Annotated in this window: 15 protein-coding genes and 1 tRNA gene; 3 read left to right on the plus strand and 13 right to left on the minus strand. The window is 65.0% G+C overall.

Translation table 11 applies throughout. From position 1 onward, the window contains the following. Window positions 1–18: 18 nt before the first annotated feature. From AC1ROK_RS11585 to AC1ROK_RS11605, 5 genes are all read right to left on the minus strand, one after another. Window positions 19–1074, minus strand: coding sequence for an amino acid ABC transporter substrate-binding protein (locus AC1ROK_RS11585; RefSeq protein ID WP_492846947.1), 1056 nt, complete (start codon window positions 1072–1074; stop codon window positions 19–21). Window positions 1075–1412: 338 nt separating this feature from the next. Beyond that, the gene (locus tag AC1ROK_RS11590) at window positions 1413–2213 is read right to left on the minus strand and encodes an amino acid ABC transporter ATP-binding protein (protein WP_055878623.1); all 801 of its coding nucleotides are present in this window, start codon (window positions 2211–2213) and stop codon (window positions 1413–1415) included. 3 nt (window positions 2214–2216) lie between these two features. Continuing rightward, complete coding sequence (locus AC1ROK_RS11595) at window positions 2217–3341, minus strand: amino acid ABC transporter permease (protein WP_492846949.1); 1125 nt, start codon at window positions 3339–3341, stop codon at window positions 2217–2219. Between the two features lie 9 nt (window positions 3342–3350). Further along, on the minus strand, window positions 3351–4538 hold the full coding sequence (locus AC1ROK_RS11600) for an amino acid ABC transporter permease (protein WP_492846951.1): 1188 nt from the start codon (window positions 4536–4538) through the stop codon (window positions 3351–3353). 116 nt (window positions 4539–4654) lie between these two features. After that, window positions 4655–5686, minus strand: coding sequence for an amino acid ABC transporter substrate-binding protein (locus AC1ROK_RS11605; RefSeq protein WP_055878630.1), 1032 nt, complete (start codon window positions 5684–5686; stop codon window positions 4655–4657). 214 nt (window positions 5687–5900) lie between these two features. On the opposite strand from AC1ROK_RS11605, the gene metC reads away from it, so the two are divergent. Further along, the gene (gene metC, locus AC1ROK_RS11610) at window positions 5901–7088 is read left to right on the plus strand and encodes a cystathionine beta-lyase (protein WP_492846953.1); all 1188 of its coding nucleotides are present in this window, start codon (window positions 5901–5903) and stop codon (window positions 7086–7088) included. On the opposite strand, the gene AC1ROK_RS11615 is transcribed toward metC, so the two are convergent. Continuing rightward, the gene (locus tag AC1ROK_RS11615; RefSeq protein ID WP_492846955.1) at window positions 7078–7809 is read right to left on the minus strand and encodes a phosphatase PAP2 family protein; all 732 of its coding nucleotides are present in this window, start codon (window positions 7807–7809) and stop codon (window positions 7078–7080) included. The genes metC and AC1ROK_RS11615 overlap by 11 nt on opposite strands. Window positions 7810–7912: 103 nt before the next feature. On the opposite strand from AC1ROK_RS11615, the gene AC1ROK_RS11620 reads away from it, so the two are divergent. After that, a tRNA-Pro gene (locus tag AC1ROK_RS11620) sits at window positions 7913–7989 on the plus strand. Between the two features lie 202 nt (window positions 7990–8191). After that, a complete protein-coding gene (locus AC1ROK_RS11625) occupies window positions 8192–9181 on the plus strand; it encodes a DUF930 domain-containing protein (RefSeq protein ID WP_492846957.1) in 990 nt (329 codons plus the stop codon). A 217-nt stretch (window positions 9182–9398) separates the two neighbouring features. Here the strand turns inward: AC1ROK_RS11625 and AC1ROK_RS11630 are convergent, their stop codons facing one another. The 7 genes from AC1ROK_RS11630 to AC1ROK_RS11660 form a co-directional block, all read right to left on the minus strand. Next, window positions 9399–10685 carry a hypothetical protein gene (locus tag AC1ROK_RS11630; RefSeq protein WP_492846959.1) on the minus strand — a complete coding sequence of 429 codons (1287 nt, stop codon included), beginning with the start codon at window positions 10683–10685 and terminating at the stop codon, window positions 9399–9401. A gap of 16 nt (window positions 10686–10701) precedes the next feature. After that, complete coding sequence (locus tag AC1ROK_RS11635; protein ID WP_492846961.1) at window positions 10702–11712, minus strand: zinc-dependent alcohol dehydrogenase; 1011 nt, start codon at window positions 11710–11712, stop codon at window positions 10702–10704. A 7-nt stretch (window positions 11713–11719) separates the two neighbouring features. Next, window positions 11720–13045, minus strand: a complete 1326-nt coding sequence (gene hisD, locus AC1ROK_RS11640; RefSeq protein WP_492846963.1) for a histidinol dehydrogenase — start codon at window positions 13043–13045, stop codon at window positions 11720–11722. Between the two features lie 34 nt (window positions 13046–13079). Continuing rightward, window positions 13080–13883 carry an ABC transporter permease gene (locus AC1ROK_RS11645; protein WP_492846965.1) on the minus strand — a complete coding sequence of 268 codons (804 nt, stop codon included), beginning with the start codon at window positions 13881–13883 and terminating at the stop codon, window positions 13080–13082. Next, window positions 13880–14824, minus strand: coding sequence for an ABC transporter permease (locus tag AC1ROK_RS11650; protein WP_492846967.1), 945 nt, complete (start codon window positions 14822–14824; stop codon window positions 13880–13882). Before AC1ROK_RS11650 ends, AC1ROK_RS11645 begins: the two co-directional genes overlap by 4 nt. A gap of 184 nt (window positions 14825–15008) precedes the next feature. Next, window positions 15009–16115 carry an ABC transporter substrate-binding protein gene (locus tag AC1ROK_RS11655; RefSeq protein ID WP_492846969.1) on the minus strand — a complete coding sequence of 369 codons (1107 nt, stop codon included), beginning with the start codon at window positions 16113–16115 and terminating at the stop codon, window positions 15009–15011. A gap of 117 nt (window positions 16116–16232) precedes the next feature. Then, window positions 16233–17366 carry an ABC transporter ATP-binding protein gene (locus AC1ROK_RS11660; protein WP_492846971.1) on the minus strand — a complete coding sequence of 378 codons (1134 nt, stop codon included), beginning with the start codon at window positions 17364–17366 and terminating at the stop codon, window positions 16233–16235. Window positions 17367–17433: the final 67 nt, after the last annotated feature.

Below are 17433 nucleotides of genomic sequence, written 5' to 3' on the forward strand. Positions count from 1 at the left end.
GGCGCGGCCCGGCGCCCCTCACTCGATCGGCGGGGCCCAGATCAGGCCGCCGTTGATCCACAGCGCGTTCTGGCCGCGGACCACGGCGGCGCCGGTGGCCGGGCCGAAGTTTCGCTCGAAGATCTCGCCGTAATTGCCGACAGCCTTGATGACATTGGCAATGAACAGTGGGTCGAGCCCGATGCTGGGGCCGAAGGTGCCTTCGAGGCCGAGCAGGCGGCGGATGCGGTGGGTCTTGGCGGCGGCAAGCGAGCCGATATTGAGCGACGTGACGCCAGCCTCTTCTGCATCGATGAGCGCGAACAGGGTCCATTCGACGATATCGAACCACTGGTCATCGCCGGAGCGGATCACCGGGCCGAAGGCGTCCTTGGAGATACGCTCGGGCAGGATGCGATGGGTCGCCGGCTCCGGCAGGCTGCGGCGCATGGCGTTGAGGAAGCTAGCCGAGGCGGAGACGGCATTGCAGCGGCCCTCGCGGTAGGCGACGGTCAGGTCCTCGCGGTCCTCGTACAGCACCTCGGTATAGGTTGCCTGGGTGCCGAAGAAGAACTCACGCAGGTTGGCCAACCCCTCGGGCGCATCGACGATGCAGACACGGACATCGTCGAGCTCATAGGCCGAGACGACGCCGAGCGACTGCGGCACCATGATTGCCTGCCCGTCATAGAACGAGGTGGCAACGTAGCTGGCGCCGTAGCCGGTGTCGCGGCGCATGGTCCAGGGGGCGTTGCGGGCAATGAGGTCGATGCTGCCGGTCTGCAACTGGGCGAAGCGGCTGTCGCCCGAGAGCGGCACGAACTCCATCTTGCTGGCGTCGTTGAACACGGCAACCGCGACGGCACGGCAGAAATCGACATCGAAGCCGGTCCAGCGGCCATCGGCGCCGGGCTGAGCAAAGCCCGGCAGCGGGTCAGCGGTGGCGCAGATCAGATGGCCGCGGTCACGGATCGCCTGCAGCGTCGGGCCGGCCATGGCCGGCGGGGCGGGCTGCGCCGAGGCGAGCGACGGCATCAACACCGCGATAGATAGGATGACGCGGACGAGGCCACGCCAAACGGCCTGAACCGTCATGGTCTAAACGCTGCTCCAACTCGCCCTCGGCGCGCAATATCCCGATCGGGGGTGACCGGGTCAAGGCGGCATCATGGCCGCGGGGATTGTCTCCCCTCCCCTTGGAGCAGGCAAAGACACACGGCGAGCCACTGGCGATGGAGGCGGTGCCTTCTCCCCTTGTGGGAGAAGGTGGCCGAAGGCCGGATGAGGGGTTCTCTCCGCGCCCTCTGTCGTTCGTCGCTTCGCTCCGATCGCGCAACACTTCGTGTTGCGGCCCCCTCATCCGGCGCTGCGCGCCACCTTCTCCTACAAGGGAGAAGGTAGAACGGTGCGTGTTGCAGCCCGACCGACCCTACTCAGTGCAGGATCTGGCTGAGGAACAGCTTGGTGCGTTCGTGCTGCGGGTTGGAGAAGAACGCTTCGGGTTCGTTCTGCTCGATGATCTGACCCTGATCCATGAAGATGACGCGGTTGGCGACCTGCCGGGCGAAACCCATTTCGTGGGTAACGCAGAGCATGGTCATGCCTTCCTCGGCGAGGCTGATCATCACCTCGAGCACTTCCTTGACCATTTCCGGATCGAGCGCCGAGGTCGGCTCGTCGAACAGCATGATCCTGGGGTTCATGCAGAGCGAGCGGGCGATGGCGACGCGCTGCTGCTGGCCGCCGGAGAGCTGGCCGGGGTACTTGGCCGCCTGTTCGGGAATGCGCACCCGCTCGAGGTACATCATCGCCGTTTCCTCGGCCTGTGCCTTGGGCACGCCGCGCACCCAGATCGGCGCGAGCGTCAGGTTCTGCAGGATCGTGAGGTGCGGGAACAGGTTGAAGTGCTGGAACACCATGCCGACTTCGCGGCGCACTTCATCGACGCGCTTCAGATCCGAGGTCAGCTCGACGCCGTTGACGATGACCTGCCCCTTCTGGTGCTCCTCGAGGCGGTTGATGCAGCGGATCAGTGTCGACTTGCCGGAGCCCGACGGCCCGGCAATGACGATACGCTCGCCTTTCATCACCTTGAGGTTGATGTCGCGCAGCACGTGGAAATCACCGAACCACTTGTTCATGCCGATGATCTCGACCGCCACCTCGGTCTTGGAAACCTGCATGTTGGTGGTGTCGATATCGCGATCGACGACGACTGGAGACACGTCTGACATCAGCTACCTCTTGTGGCCGGTGTTGAGCCGGCGCTCCCAGTATCGGGAGTATCGGGAGATTGAGAAACAGAGCACCCAGAATACGGCTGCGGCAAAAATATAGCCGGTGACCGACTGCGTTGGCGATGCCCATTCGATGGCGTCGTTCTTGGTCTTCACCGCTTCGAGCAGATCCTTCATGCCGACGATGTAGACGAGCGAAGTATCCTTCAGCAGCGAGATGAAATTGCCGACGATACCGGGGATCACGTGCTTGAGCGCCTGCGGCAGGATGATGAAGCCCATGCGCTGCCAATAGCCGAGCCCGAGGGCGGCCGCCGCCTCGTACTGGCCACGGCCGATCGCCTGCATGCCGCCGCGCACCACTTCGGCCATGTAAGCCGAGGCGAACAGCGTCACGCCGACCAGGGCGCGCACCAGTTTGTCGACCGTCATCCCCTGCGGCATGAACAGCGGCAGCATGATCGAAGCCATGAACAGGATGGTGATCAGCGGCACGGCGCGGATCAGCTCGATGAAGGCGATGCAGAGGGTCTTGATGATCGGGAGCTTGGATTGCCGGCCGAGCGCGAGGAGGATCCCCATCGGCAACGACAGGCTGATGCCGACCACCGAGATGATCAGCGTGACGAGGAGCCCACCCCACTGTTCGGTCGGCACGTAGCGCAGGCCGAACATGCCACCCGACAGCAGGACCACCGAGGCGATCGGGAACACCACGAAGAACAGGATGGCGTTGACGATCTTGAACGGCGCCGACGGCCACAGCAGCGGCAGGCCGATCAGCGCGAGCATGGCGAACACGACGTTCGGGCGCCAGTACTCGGCCATCGGGTAGAAGCCGTAGATGAAGAACTCGATTTCGCTGGCGATATAGGCCCAGCAGGCACCGACATTCTCGACCCGGCACTGCTCGACCGTACCGCCCGGCGGTACGGCACGGCCGATGAGGAAGCCGTAGAGCTGCGGGACGAGCCACAACAGCAACAGCACCGCGATGACGGTGAGGATGGAGTCCGAGACGCTGGCAAACAGGTTTTTGCGCAGCCAGGCGACTATGCCGCTTTGGCTGCGCGGCGCCGGTTGGGCTTTCTCGATCTCGGAGCGGACGTAGGCGATATCGGTCATCTGCCGCTCCTAGCGTTCAACCAGCGCCACACGGGCGTTGTACCAGTTCATGATCGCCGAAGTGCCCAGCGACAGGATGAGGTAGACCAGCATGGTGAGCGCGATGACCTCGATGGCGCGGCCGGTCTGGTTGAGCGTCGTGCCGGTGAACACATTGACCAGCTCGGGGTAGCCGATGGCGGCGCCGAGCGACGAGTTCTTGGTCAGGTTCAGGTACTGGCTGGTCAGCGGCGGGATGATGACGCGCATCGCCTGCGGCACGATGACCAGCCGCAGCCGGTCGCCATCCTGCAGGCCCAGCGCCTGTGCCGCCTCGGTCTGGCCGTGGCTGACCGACTGGATGCCGCCACGCACCAGCTCGGCGATGAACGCCGCTGTGTAGATGGAGAGGCCGAAGACCAGCGCGACGAACTCGGGCGGCAGTTCGAGCCCGCCCTTGAAGTTGAAGCGGTTGAGCACCGGCGGATCGAAGGTGACGGAGGCCCCGCTCACCACCCAGACCAGGCCGACGATGACCACCGTGAGAGCGAGGCCACCGAGGAACACCGGGAAGCGCTTGCCGGTGCGCTCGAGGCGCGCCTTGGCCCATTGCCGCAGGGCGATCCACAGCACCACGGCGACGGCGAGCCCTACCCAGACCCAGGCGAACTGCTCGTCAGGGATCGGCTTGGGCACGAACAGGCCGCGCTGATTGATGAAGGTATCGAGCGGGAGCGCCAGCGAGTCACGCACTGCCGGCATGGTCTTCAGCACCGCGAAGTACCAGAAGAACAGCTGCAGCAGCAGCGGGATGTTGCGGATGGTCTCGACGTAGACCGTCGCCAGCCGGGACACCAGATAGTTCGAACTCAGCCGCGCGATGCCGACGGTGAAGCCGATGATCGTGGCGAAGAAGATGCCGATCGCCGCGACGAGAATGGTGTTGGTGAGGCCGACGAGGAACGCCTGCCAGTAGAGTGAGGTGCGATCGAACGGGAACAGCGTGAAGCTGATGTCGAACCCGGCCGTCTTCCACAGGAAGTCGAAGCCCGAGGTCTTGTTCTGCGCCTTGAGGTTGATCGCGGTGTTGTTGACGATCCAGACGAGGAACACCACCACCAGTACCGCGACGACGACCTGGTAGATGACGCCCCGCACGACGGGATCGTTGAATGAGAAGCCCCGCGGCGGTGATTGCGCCGTGTCGATGGATGCCATGAGCTATGCATCTCCCTGCCCAGGAGAAGAAAAATCCCGGCGTATGCGGGTTCCGCCTGCCGCTCGCCGGAAACGATCAGCCCGGCGCTGGAGTTCAGCGCCGGGCTGCAGAAGGTTTAGCGGATCGGCGGCGAGTACTGGATGCCGCCGTCTTTCCACAGGGCGTTCAGGCCGCGGGCGAGGCCGATCGGCGTGTTCGGGCCGACATGCTTGTCGTAGACCTCGCCGTAGTTACCGACCAGCTTGATGATCTGGTAGGCCCAGTCCTTGGTCAGGCCGATCGGGGTGCCGAAGTCGCCTTCAACGCCGAGCAGGCGCTTGATCGCCGGGTTGTCGGAAGCCAGCATCTCGTCGACGTTGGCCGAGCTGACGCCCAGCTCTTCGGCTTCGAGCAGCGCGTAGTAGGTCCAGCGGGCAATGTTGAACCAGCCATCGTCGCCCTGACGCACCACGGGGCCGAGCGGCTCCTTGGAGATGATCTCCGGCAGGATGATGTGGTCAGCCGGGTTGGCGAACTTCGAACGCTCGGCGGCGAGCGCGGAGGAGTCAGTGGTGTAGACGTCGCAACGGCCATCTTCGTAGGCCTTCACCACTTCGTCCTGATCGACGAACACCACGGTGTTGAACTCGAGGTTGTTGGCGGCGAAGTAGTCGGCCGCGTTCAGTTCGGTGGTGGTACCGGACTCGATGCAGACGGCGGCGCCGCTGAGATCGAGCGCCGAAGCGATGTTGTCGGCCTTGCGGACCATGAAGCCCTGGCCGTCATAGAACATGGTGCCGATGAACTTGATGCCCAGTTGGGTATCGCGGCTCATGGTCCAGGTGGTGGTACGCGACAGCACATCGATTTCACCGGCGCTGAGCGCGGTGAAGCGCTCCTGCGAGGTGAGCGGCGTGTAGCGGACCGAGTCCGCATTGTTGAAGATCGCGGCCGCCAGAGCGCGGCAGTAATCGACTTCCAGACCAGACCAGTTGTTGTTCGCGTCCGGAGCGGAGAACCCCGGCACGCCGCCGGTCACGCCGCATTGGACATAGCCCTTGGCCTTGACCGCGTCGAGCGTCGCCGAGGTTGTCGTCTGCGCGAAGGCGGCGGATGCGGAAAGGCCGAGGCCTGCCGCAAGCGCGACGGAAAGAAGCGATTTGATCATTGTTATTACCTTGTTTCCTGACCCTGTTCGTCGGGCACCGTGGCCCCAGCCTGCTGCCCGACGGCACCTCCGCCTTGGAGGGCGGATGTGATGCTGTTAAGCATCGAAGCGGCAATTGACGGTTGCGTCAAGCGCTATGGCCGAAATGGGGCAGCAAACCTGACTGTTTTTTGCCCATATTTCTCTGGTGACTGCGTTTTGGGCAGAGTTTGAAATGACTGATAATCACGGGAAAAGCGGCACCCCCGCATCCCTCGCGACCGTCCTCACGCATGGCGGGCGGGCATCGGACGAGCACCTGGGCTTTGTGAACATGCCGGTGTTCCGTGGCTCGACGATCCTGTTCAAGTCGTTGGACGAACTGGAAGATTACAAGGCGCCCTACCGCTACGGGCGGAACGACAACCCGACGACCCGGGCGCTGTGCGAGCTGATCAGCGAGCTCGAAAGGGCGGCCGGCACTATCATCGCGCCATCGGGGCTGTCAGCGGTTTCGACAGCGTTGCTCGCCGCCGTTTCGGCGGGCGACGAGCTGTTGATGACGGACTCGGCCTACGAGCCGACGCGGACCTTCGCGAACGAAGGGCTGGCCCGGTTCGGGGTGACGACTCGCTACTACGATCCGCGTATCGGCGCCGGCATTGCCGAGCTGTTCACCGACAAGACCAAGGCGATCTTTGTCGAGAGCCCCGGGTCGCTGACCTTCGAGATGCATGATCTGCCGGCGATTGCCGCGGCGGCGCACACCCGCGGCATCACGGTGATCGTCGACAATTCGTGGGGCACGCCGCTGTTCCACCGGCCGCTAGAACTGGGCGCCGACATGGTGATGCACGCGGCGACCAAGATGTTCGTGGGGCATTCGGACGCCATGGTGGGCACGGTGTCCGCCAACGAGAAGTTGTGGGGTCGGCTGAAACGCACGCACCGCATCCTCGGCGTGGCGGTGTCGCCCGACGACTCGTACCTGACGCTGCGCGGGCTCAGGACGCTGGCGGTGCGGATGAAGCACCACAACGAGGCGGCGCTGGCCTTCGCTGCATGGCTCGAGGGGCAGCCGGAAGTGGAGGAGGTCTACCACCCTGCCCTCCCAAGCCATCCGGATCACGCTCTCTTCAAGCGCGATTTCAGCGGCGCCGGGAGCCTGTTCGCGTTCCGGCTGACGCAGCGCTCGCGTGATGCATTGGCAGCGATGGTCAACGGCTTCGAGCTGTTCGGCATGGGCTACTCGTGGGGCGGCTACGAGAGCCTCTGCATCCCGTTCAATCCGTCGAACATTCGCACTGCCGTGCCGTGGAACGCGCCCGGACAGATGTTCCGGGTGCATGTGGGGCTCGAGAACCTCGACGACCTGAAGGCGGATATGGCGGCGGCGCTCGAGCGCTACCGCGCTATCGCCTGACGAACAGCGTGCGGAGCGCGGCGAAGGGCCGCCGCTCCGTGCCGCTTGCCGTGCTGGCAAAAAGCCAGCCGCGCGACACGAAGAGCTGGCGTACCGCATAGGCGCCAAGCACGCCGAGCACCGCGCCGGCCGTGATGTCGGTGGGGTAATGCTCGCCGGCAATGATGCGGGAGACCGCGATGGCGGCGGCAAACAGCATCGCCGGCCAGAACGCCCGCGGCCACAGGAATGCCACGACCGCGGCAAAGGCGAAGGCAGTGGTGGAGTGGCCGGAGGGGAAGCTCTGGTAGTCGTAAGCGCTCCAGTTGAAGCTTCGGAAGCTGAGCGGCGTTTCAGCCGTCCAGGTCTCAGGCCGGCCGCGGCCGATGGCGCGCTTCAGCAGCGTCGAGACGAGGCCAGGAAGGCCGACGCCGAGGAAGATGAAGCCGGCGAGCGCGGCCAGTTCCTGCAGCGCTAAACGAAGGTTGTCGCGCGTCAGCAGCGAGAGCAACCAGGCTGCAAGCCAGGCGATGAAGGTGGGGATCAGGATCCAGTCTGACTTCCCCCATTCGGTGATCCAGAAGAACACCGCACGGACATTGTCCGGCAGCCCCTGCCCCCAGGCCGAAAGCGGTCGATCAAGCAGATGCAGCGCCGCGATCAAGACGATGAAGCCCAGGACGAACCAGGGCGCGCGGCGGCGGGAGAGGCCAAACGGCCAGGGTTTGCTTAGATCGATCATGGCGCTCTTGTCGACGCAGAGGCCGCCTCACGTCAACCGGGCGCCAAATGGCTTGCCCTGCTTGCGCTTTGCAGCAACTCCCGATAACGGAAGGGCGATAGTTCGGGGTATAGCTCAGTCTGGTAGAGCACCGGTTTTGGGAACCGGGGGTCGAGTGTTCGAATCACTCTGCCCCGACCATCGCTAAGGCGGCAGGCGCTGGAGCTTGCAGGCCTCTGTCCGAGCCGAGGTGAGTAGAAGCGTCCGCCATGCGCAGAAGCGGACACCCATACGCCCCAGCACTATTCGGGCCCCTCCTGACCATTGCCAGTAAGTCCCTGGCGAGCGAAAATGTTCTTGCTCCCCCCACCGGACGCCCACAATCGTCATGGCAGGCTGAACCATGAGCGAAATCACGCTGCCCGAGCCGACGCTCCCCGAGCCGCCAAGGCGTAAGCCATGGACCGTCTGGGGCACGATGGCTTCAGCAATGCTGCATGTGGGGGTGCTGGTGTTCTTCCTCTGGCAGCCGCGGCCTGACAGCGCCGAAGCCACGCCGCCAGCGGCCATCGACGTGGAGCTAGTGCGGCCCCCGGAGGCGATCAGCGCCAGCGAGCCGCCTGCGGAGGAGCCAGAGGAGGAGGCTTCGGCGGCGACCTTGCCGCCGGCCAAGACGCCCCCAGTTGGACCGCCACCGGCAGAGCAAGCAGCCGATCCAACTCCATCGGCCGCGGAGATATCTCCGCCCGAAACGCCATCCGAAACGGCGGACCCAAAGACCGCATACAAGGCCTCCTCCGCCGCCGCAGTTTCGGAGCCGGTGCAGGGTTCGGAGACCTCGGCAAAGGGAGCCCCTATACCGCTGTCGCGTCCCAGAGTGAGTGGGCTGACTGCCCCAGCCAGCGTGCCGGATGGAGCCATCACCGCAGTCACGGCCGACACTGGCGAGATGGAGGAAGGAACAGCCCCGCCTGCTCCGTCGGCGAGGCCCGATGTCGCGACCCTTGAGCTGGGCGCGCTGCGCAGCGCCAAACATTTCTATCTCGATGCGATGCTGAGTGCTCCCAGCATGGCGCGGGCGCGCGCGATGCTCGAAACGCTGCCGCCCGAAAAGCGGCTGGCGCAAACCTGCAACATTGAGGCCCTGGCCCAGATCGGAAATGCCGGGGAGCACTTCGCGCCCGACGTGGTGATGGCAGAAGCCTATGCCAGGTCGGAGATGACAGGCACGCGCCTGGCAGCGAGCGGCGCGATCTTCCGCTCCGGAGAAAGGTGGTATGGGCTCGCTTTCGACTGCACGCTCAGCGACGACCTTACGAGTGTCACTGCGTTTTCCTATCGGCTCGGCGCCGACGTGACGGAAGCGGTGCTTGCTCGACTGAGCAAGACCTAGCCGGAGCGGCAGACGCTGGGCTCAGGCACGCCGCCGCTCGATCGCGTCCAGTACAGCACTCCGACCTGAGTTCGCCGCATCGACGCCGCAGTGGCAACGGATGAACTTTTGCCTGCCGACACCTGTCTCAGGTCGCAAGTGACCGCTTCGGGCTACAAGCAGTCATTTGGGACGTTGTGTCACCGCCAGCGGCACTGCGTCGCCCAACCGTGAACACCTACCGGGGCTCGATCGAATCGAGGAACGCGGTGACGAAGTTCGTGCCGGCGCTGGGTTCGCTGCCAACACGCACCGCGTTGGCGAAGCCGATGGCCGAGGAGATCGGGTTGTGGCGGCCGGCGCCGGCCCGCAGGTTCATCACCAGCGTGGGGCAGAGGAAGAGGCCCAGGCGGATAACCTCACGCCAATCGGTCGGCAGCAGATTCCGATCCCGCAAATCCTGCAATAGCGGGCGCCAGGCGCGTTCGGCCTTCACCCGGAGCAGTTCCTCGCGGACCGGGGTCAGGGCCCAGTCGGTTTCGATGGCGAGGGTGCCGTCCCGATAGGCCGCGCTGGTCGCGTAGCGCTTTGCGGCTTCTTCCGGATCATAGAGCCAGAGCGGGTGGGCGATGATGTTGTGGAATGTCGTCTTCACCTCGGCGAGGAGGGTCGGCACATCTTCGCCAGCAAATGCCGGATCGAAGAACGACAGGGTGGGCCCGCCCTGCCCGTCCGAGTACCAGACATTGGCATTGTGCGCGTCGCCGTGTGCGACCACGCCGCCAGCGTCAGCCAGGCGGGCCGGGTTCAGGCGGTGGTGCGCCAGATCGAAGAGCTCGCCGACCGAGTGGCGATAGGCAACGCCGTTGACGATGAGCCTGGCGCCGGCAAACTCGGCCCAGCTCAGTGTGACGCCCGGAAACGCGAAGCTCTGGCCGACATAGAAACTCTTGAGGCGACCGCCGGGATAGGCGCCGGTGACCGGATCGACGAGGCGCTCGAAGAATAGCCGGTGGACCGGCTCGCTCTGTGACTGCGCCGGGGTGATCGGATGCAACGTCTCGCGGTAGACCTCGGTGACGCGATCGCTCAGCACCGCCTCGGCCGAGACCGCTGCGGCACGAGCCTCGGCGTGATCCTCGAGATCGAGGGCCCGCAGCACATCGGAGAAGCGCGGATCGGTGCGACGGCGGTAGACGAGGATCTGCTCGCCGGGGAGCGTCGAGGTGTAGACCGCCTGATCGACCGGCAATCCGGCCCGGGCCAGAATGTCGGCGCGATAATACTCGCCACTCATCTGCTCTTCGCCCTCTTCCTGGTGGAACTTGAAGAAGAAGGCGCCGTCAGCGGTGTCGAAGAAGCCGTTGAGCGAGTTGAGACTGTACTGGTCGCGATTGATGGCGACATTCCGCGCCTCGATCTTGAACAGGTCGGCGAGAAGCGCCGCGAGCAGCGGTTCCGCCCGGCCGTCATCGTGCTTGGCGGCGGCGCGGATATCCGCCGTCCGGCTGGAAAACTGGGTCATGGTCGGGTCTGCCGGGCTAGCCGATGGAGATGATGGTCTTGAGGCCTTTGACGTTGCCGGCCAGCAACCGCTCGAAGGCGGCCGGCACCTGCTCGAGCCCGATCTCCTCGTCGATCAGGGAGAGCAGTTGCTCGCCGAGCACGTCGGCCAGGGCAATTGCCTCGGGCAATTCGTCCTTGAAGGCGTGACAGCCGACGAGCTGGATCTCACGCTCCACCAGTTGATTGGGGTCGAGGTCGAGCCTGCCGTGGCTGATGCCGACGAGGCCCAGCACGGAGTTCGGACCAATGACCTCGAGCAGTTGCCGCAACGCGGCGATGCTGCCGGTGGCATCGATGGCAAAACGCAGCGGCCGGCGCTGGCTGACGGCAGCGATGGCGTCCGATGTGAGATCGACAACCTGACCGCCGGTCACGCTCGCGACCATCTGCGCCCGATCGGCATTGCGATCCGCCAAGAGGAGCGGGCCATTGTGGCGATGCGAGAGAGCCAGCGCGCAGAGGCCACCAATGGTGCCACAGCCGACCACCAGCACGGCAGCGCCGTCCGCCGGTGCGACCTTGTTGATGGCGTGCAGGGCCACGGCGAGTGGCTCGCTCATTGCCGCAACGCGCGGATCCATAGTCTCGGGCCGTGGCTGCACCAACCGCGCCGGCAGGATGACCTGTTCGGCAAAGCCGCCGTCACAGACCTCGCCGACGAAGCCCAGGCGCTCGCAGGCATTGCGATGGCCGTCACCGCATTGCGAGCACTCTCCGCACCAGAAGCGGGAATCGGCCACCACTGCCTGTCCGACCGATAGCCCGGACACCCCCTGCCCGACGGCTGCGATCCGGCCGCAGAACTCGTGGCCGGCGACGCTTGGCCGCCGCGATATCCATTGCCCCGTCGAGAAGTTGTGGAGGTCCGAGCCGCAGATGCCGGCGGCCTCGACCGCAATGAGCACCGAACCGGGGCCCGGCGTTCCGGGCACATCGACCTGTTCGAACCTCAGGTCCTTGACGTCATGGAGGCGCACCGCACGCATAGATCGGCTACCGCACGAACTTCTGGCGCAGGTCCGAGACCGCCAGGGCGTGCGACGAGAAGCCTTCGTAGATGGCGAGTTCGTGGGCGTGCTTCGCCAGCAGCGGGAAGCCGGCGGCGGTGACGTAGCCGATCGAACTGCGCTTGACGAAATCGGTAACCGAGAGCGGACCGTAGGTGCGGGCCCAGCGGCTGGTCGGCAGCACGGCATTGGGACCGAGGCCGAAATTGCCGATGCTGCAGGGGGTGTGCTGGCCGAGCAGGATCTCCGACGCCTCGGTGATCTTGCCCAGATGGTCGTAGGGCTCGGTGGAGAGGATCTCGAGGTGCTCGGGGGCATAGGCGTTGACGAAGTCGTAGCTCTCCTCGACCGACGAGGTCAGGATGATGCCGCCGGTCTTGCCGCCGGTCAGCACGGTGCGTGAGAAGGCGACGCGCTGCTCGGTCATTCTGGCCCAGAGACCCGGCAGGGCGGCCATTGCCTCCTCGGCGACGCGCCGGCTGTGGGTGACGAGGTAGGCCGACGAGTCCGGGCCGTGCTCGGCTTCGATGAGCAGATCGAGCGCGGCGAGGCCGCCGTCGATGGTGTCGTCGGCGAAGATTACCGCCTCGGAGGGACCGGCCGGCAGGCCCGTGTCGATCACGCCGGAGAGCAGACGCTTGGCAGCAACCACCCATGGGCTGCCCGGGCCGACGATCTTGAGCGCCGGCTTCACCGTCTTCGTCCCGTAGGCGATGGCGGCAACCGCCTGGGCGCCACCGGCCTTGTAGACCGTTTCGACGCCGGCGAGGCGCGCCGCCACGAGGGTCGCGGCATCGACGCTGCCATCGGGCGCCGGCGGGGTGACGATGGCGAGATTAGGCACACCGGCGACGACGGCCGGCACCGAGGTCATCATGGTCACCGATGGGAACGAGCCCTTGCCGCGCGGCACATAGAGGGCCACCGACTGAATGGGGGTGAAGCGATCGCCGGCATAGGCGCCCGGCCGGATCTCCTTCATCCACATGGTCTCGGGCTTCTGTTCCTCGTGAAAGCTGCGGATGTTCTCGATGCCGAACTGGATGGCGTCGACGACCTTGCCGTCGACCGCCTTGAAGGCAGCGTCGAACTCGGCGGATGTGACCTGCAGCGTCGCTTCGGTGACGTTCTCAGCCTTGTCGAAATCTCGCGCAAACCGGGCAAGCGCGGCGTCGCCTTCGGTCCGCACCGCCTCGATAATCGGCTTCACCTTCTCGATGACGCCGGAGAGATCGGCCTCAGACCGCTTCAGCAGCGCTGCCCGCTCCTCGGTCGAGAGCTTCGCGTAGTCGTAGAAGGACACGTCAGACATAGTTCGTCTCACTTTGCGTACGGACGGCGGACCGTCATTTCGATTTGAGGAAGATGTCGAGACCGACCAGGCGGTCGAGCAGCGCGATCACCAGCGTCGCGCAGATGATGAAGACCACGGAGATGGCCGCGAGGTCCGGGGTGATGATCGAGCGGATCGAATTGTAGATCTGCACCGGCAGCGTCACCGTCCGGGCGTCGGTCAAGAGCAGGCTGACCAGGAACTCGTTGAGCGCCAGGATGAACATCAGCAGCGAGCCGCTGATGATCCCCGGCATCACGCCCGGAATGGTCACGTTGAAGAAGGTGGAGACCGGCCCTGCCCCGCAATTGGCCGCTGCCAGCTCGAGGTCCGGATCGAGGCTCGCCGAGCTCGCCATCACCGCCCAGATCATGAAGGGCAGGTTGATGACGCAGCAGGCGAGGCCAACCGGCCAGATCTGCCCGAGGATGCGCATCTCGCCGAACAACAGCATCAGGCCGATGCCGGAGCCGATCAGCGGAATGGTGAAGGGCAGCAGCAGGTAAATCTGCAGAGTCCGCTCGAACTTGATCGCATACTTGCTGAGCGCGATGCCCGCGAGGGTACCGACCGGGATGGAAATCAGGGTGCAGATCAACGCCACGGCCAGCGACCGGACGAAGGCGCTGCGCAGGTCGTCGGCCAGCGCGATCTTGGCATACCACTGCAGCGAAAAGCCCTGCGGCGGGAACTGGATGATGTTGCCCGAAGTAAAGGACGCGCCGAGCACGACGATGGTCGGGGCCGAGAGGACGATCAGGACCAGGGCCACCATCGTCCAGATGACGATCGACTTGCCCAGGGGTTGCTGGGTCATTTGCGATCCCTCCCCATGGCGAGGGTACCGGCCCCGAAAATCGAGAACACGACGCCCACGACCAGCGAGCCGATGCCGACGAGGATGATGGTGAGCGCGGCGCCCATGCCCTGGTCGGAGGTGCGAAAGAACTGGTCGTAGATGGCGTTGGCGATGAAATCCTGCGAGCCGCCGCCAAGGATGGCCGGCATGGCAAAATCGGTCAGCGACAGCGTCAGGACCACGAGGCCGGCGCCGATCAGGCCGGGCTTGGCCAGCGGCAGCACGACATGGATGAAGCTGCGCCACCAGTTGGCGCCGAGGCTGCTGGCAGCGGACTCGATCTCCTCGGGGATGGCGGTGAGGGCCGGCGCCAGCATCAGCACGGCGAACGGGATCATGTACTGCACCAGCCCGAACAGCACGGCCGGGTAGTTGTAGAGCAGCCTCATGGGGGGAACGCCGACCAGTCCCAGTACCTCGTTCACCACCCCCTGATTGCCGAGGATGATGAGCCAGCCATAGGCGCGCACCACCTGGCCGATGAAGAACGGCAGGAACAGCGCGATCAGCAGGAACTTGCGCAGCAGCGCCGAGGGCGTGCGCACCATCAGGTAGCTGTAGGGAAACGCGAAGATGAGGCAGAGCACGGTGACGATCACCGAGCCGAGGAGGCTCCGCCACAGGATCGACCAGTAGAGGCCGCTACTGAAGATCTGCTCGTAGTTCGTCGACCGGTAATCGGCCGACGGCATGAAGGTGCTGGTGTCGAGGACCCGGGCGCTCTGGTCGGCGATCTGCACCATGCCGATCACCAGCAGCAGCACCAGCAGGATCGCCGGCAAGACCATCACGTAGGGCAGAGCACCGGACAGGCGTCTGGGCCAGACCGCGGCCACAGCGGCCTCGATACCGTCCATGATCCGCCAGCGCAGCGGATAGGCCTTTCGATACGTTCGCATGGTGCTCCTCAGGGGTAGTGAGGGACGGCACAGCAGCGCCGTCCCGCTCAGTCAAAATCGCGCAGCGGTCGCCTCCCTCCCCCTTGAGGGGAGGGAATGAGGGAGGGGGTGGTCCGGTGATCGCGGATGGACCCCCACCCCCAGCCCATCCCCTCAAGGGGGAGGGGAGCGAACGCGCAGCGCGTCAGCCCTGCATGATCTTCTTGAACTCGCCGAACCAGGTGCTCTCGTTCTCGACCTGAACCTGCGAGGAGATGCGGATCAGATGTTCGAAATCCTCCGGCTTGGTCGGGTAGGACGGATCGTTGACGAGATCGGCCGGCGGGGTGAGACCGGGAACGACGCCCGGCAGCCCAAGGCCATCGAGCCACACCTGCTGAGCTTCCTTGGTGATGGCGAAGTTGATGTACTGCTTGGCCCAGTAGAGCTCGTTCTCGGGCAGGCCCTTGGGGATCCACAGACCGTCGGTGTCGAACTTGGCACCTTCCTCGGGAACGGTCCAGGCGATGTTCACGCCGTTCTTCTTGGCTTCGCGAGCATTGGTCGAGATGGTGACCGCGAGGTCGATCTCGCCGTTCTGGAACCAGGTGGTGAAATCCGGGTCCTCGCCGAGCAGCGGCGCCTGCTCCTTGACCTTGCGGATGAAGTCCCATGCCGGCTGCATGTTGGCGGGGATATCCTCGAGCTTGCCGCCGCCGGCGACCTGGGCCGGGAAGTGAAAGCCGATGCCATCGTTGTAGAGTGCGATGCGGCCCTTGAACTTGGGATCGAGCAGCACCTGCAGCGAGGTCGGCGCGCCATCCGGGAACGCCTCGGGACGGTAGGCCAGTACGTAGACGTAGCCGTAGGTGTTGACGATCGGGTAGCCCTCGAGCCCGACGGGCTTGGCGAGGTCCGTGGTGCCGGCGAGGTTCGACAGATCCGACAGATCCTCGGTTACGCCGCGCAGCGCCGACTTGGTGGCGTTGGTGGTGGTATCCCAGTTGATGTGGATCGGGGGCACCCGGTTCTGCGCCACCGCCGCCCACACCTTGGGCTGGATCTCGTTGTCTTCGGTCAGGTCGTGCCGGACGGCGATGCCGGTGGCAGCGGTGAAGGGGTCGGAAACGCCCGCCTTGAGGCTATCGACCCAGGAGCCACCCCAGGCTCGCACGATGATCTCGGCCGGCTTTGCCGGTTCCTGGGCAAATACGCGCGTCGCAAAGCCGGAGGCTGCGATGCCGCTCAGCGCTGCCGCGCCGCCGAGAAATTTGCGGCGGGACAGGGCAAGGATGGATTTGTGCTCAGTCATGGTGGTCTCTCTCCTGTTGTTCGGGACCTGAAGCACTTGAAATGCTCCAGGTCTTTGATTTCGTCGCGCTTTCGAACCGGAAAAGGCTGCAGCTTTTCCTGAAAGCGCTCTCGCGGCTCAGTTGGGGAAGGTCAGCACGTCACGTGCATTCCAGCCCATCGCCACGTTATCCCCGATGGCGAATTGCTTGTGAGCCGCTGGATCATGGTCGAACACCCGCAGCAGCGTGCCCGGGGCCAAGTCTATCTCGTAGACGAGGCGCTCACCCTCGAAAATGGCGTCGCGGACGACGCCGCGACTGGTGGTCTGGCAGCCGGAAAGCTCGGCCTCAGACGATCCCAGCCGGACCTGCTCGGCGCGCAGCGCGCCGGTGACCGAGGCACCAACCGAGGGCGCAGCGCCTTGTGCCGCCCAGGTGCCGGCCACCTCGCTGCCACCGACATCGAAGCTGACGGCATCACCGGAGGTCGCGGTGACCTTACCCGAGATGAAGTTGGTGACGCCGATGAAGCCAGCAACAAAGGCATTGGCGGGCGTGCGGTAGGTCGCCGACGGCGGCGCCTTCTGCTGGATGACCCCCTTGTCCATCACGATCACCTCGTCCGAAACGACGAGGGCCTCGCGCTGGTCATGGGTGACGTTGATGGTGGTGACGCCGAGTTCGCGCTGGATGCGGCGGAACTCGAGTTGCATTTCCTCGCGGAGCTTGCGATCGAGCGCCGCCAGCGGTTCGTCGAGCAGCAGCAGATCGGGTTCGAACACCAAGGCGCGGGCGATGGCGACGCGCTGCTGCTGCCCGCCCGAGAGCTGGTGGATGCGGCGGTCGGCATAGCCGCCGAGGTGGACCAGATCGAGATAACGCTGGACGCGCTCCGGGATGGTGGTCGCATCGAAGCGCCGCATCTTGAGTGGGAACGCCACGTTCTCGGCGGCGGTCATGTGCGGAAACAGCGCCAGCTTCTGAAACACCATGCCGATCGACCGTTTGTGCGGCGGCGTGGCGCTGACCGGCTTGCCGTTGATGAAGATTTCCCCGGCGCTGGGCTTCTGAAAGCCGGCAATCATTCGCAGCAGCGTGGTCTTGCCGGACCCGGAGGGCCCGAGAATGGTGAGAAAGCGCCCGTCCTCGAGATCGAAGGAGGCGTCCTTGACGGCATGGAAATCGGCAAAGGTCATGTCGACGTTGCGCACCGATACGGCGACGCGAGTCGCCTGGGCGGGACGGCCTTCGATGCCGGCTTCAATCGTCATAAGTTCCCCTCGGATAGCTCAGGCTCACACCCTGGCAAGCGGCCTGTCGAGGCCGCTCCACGGCAAT

The organism is Devosia sp. GW821-FHT12F11, from assembly GCF_058806655.1.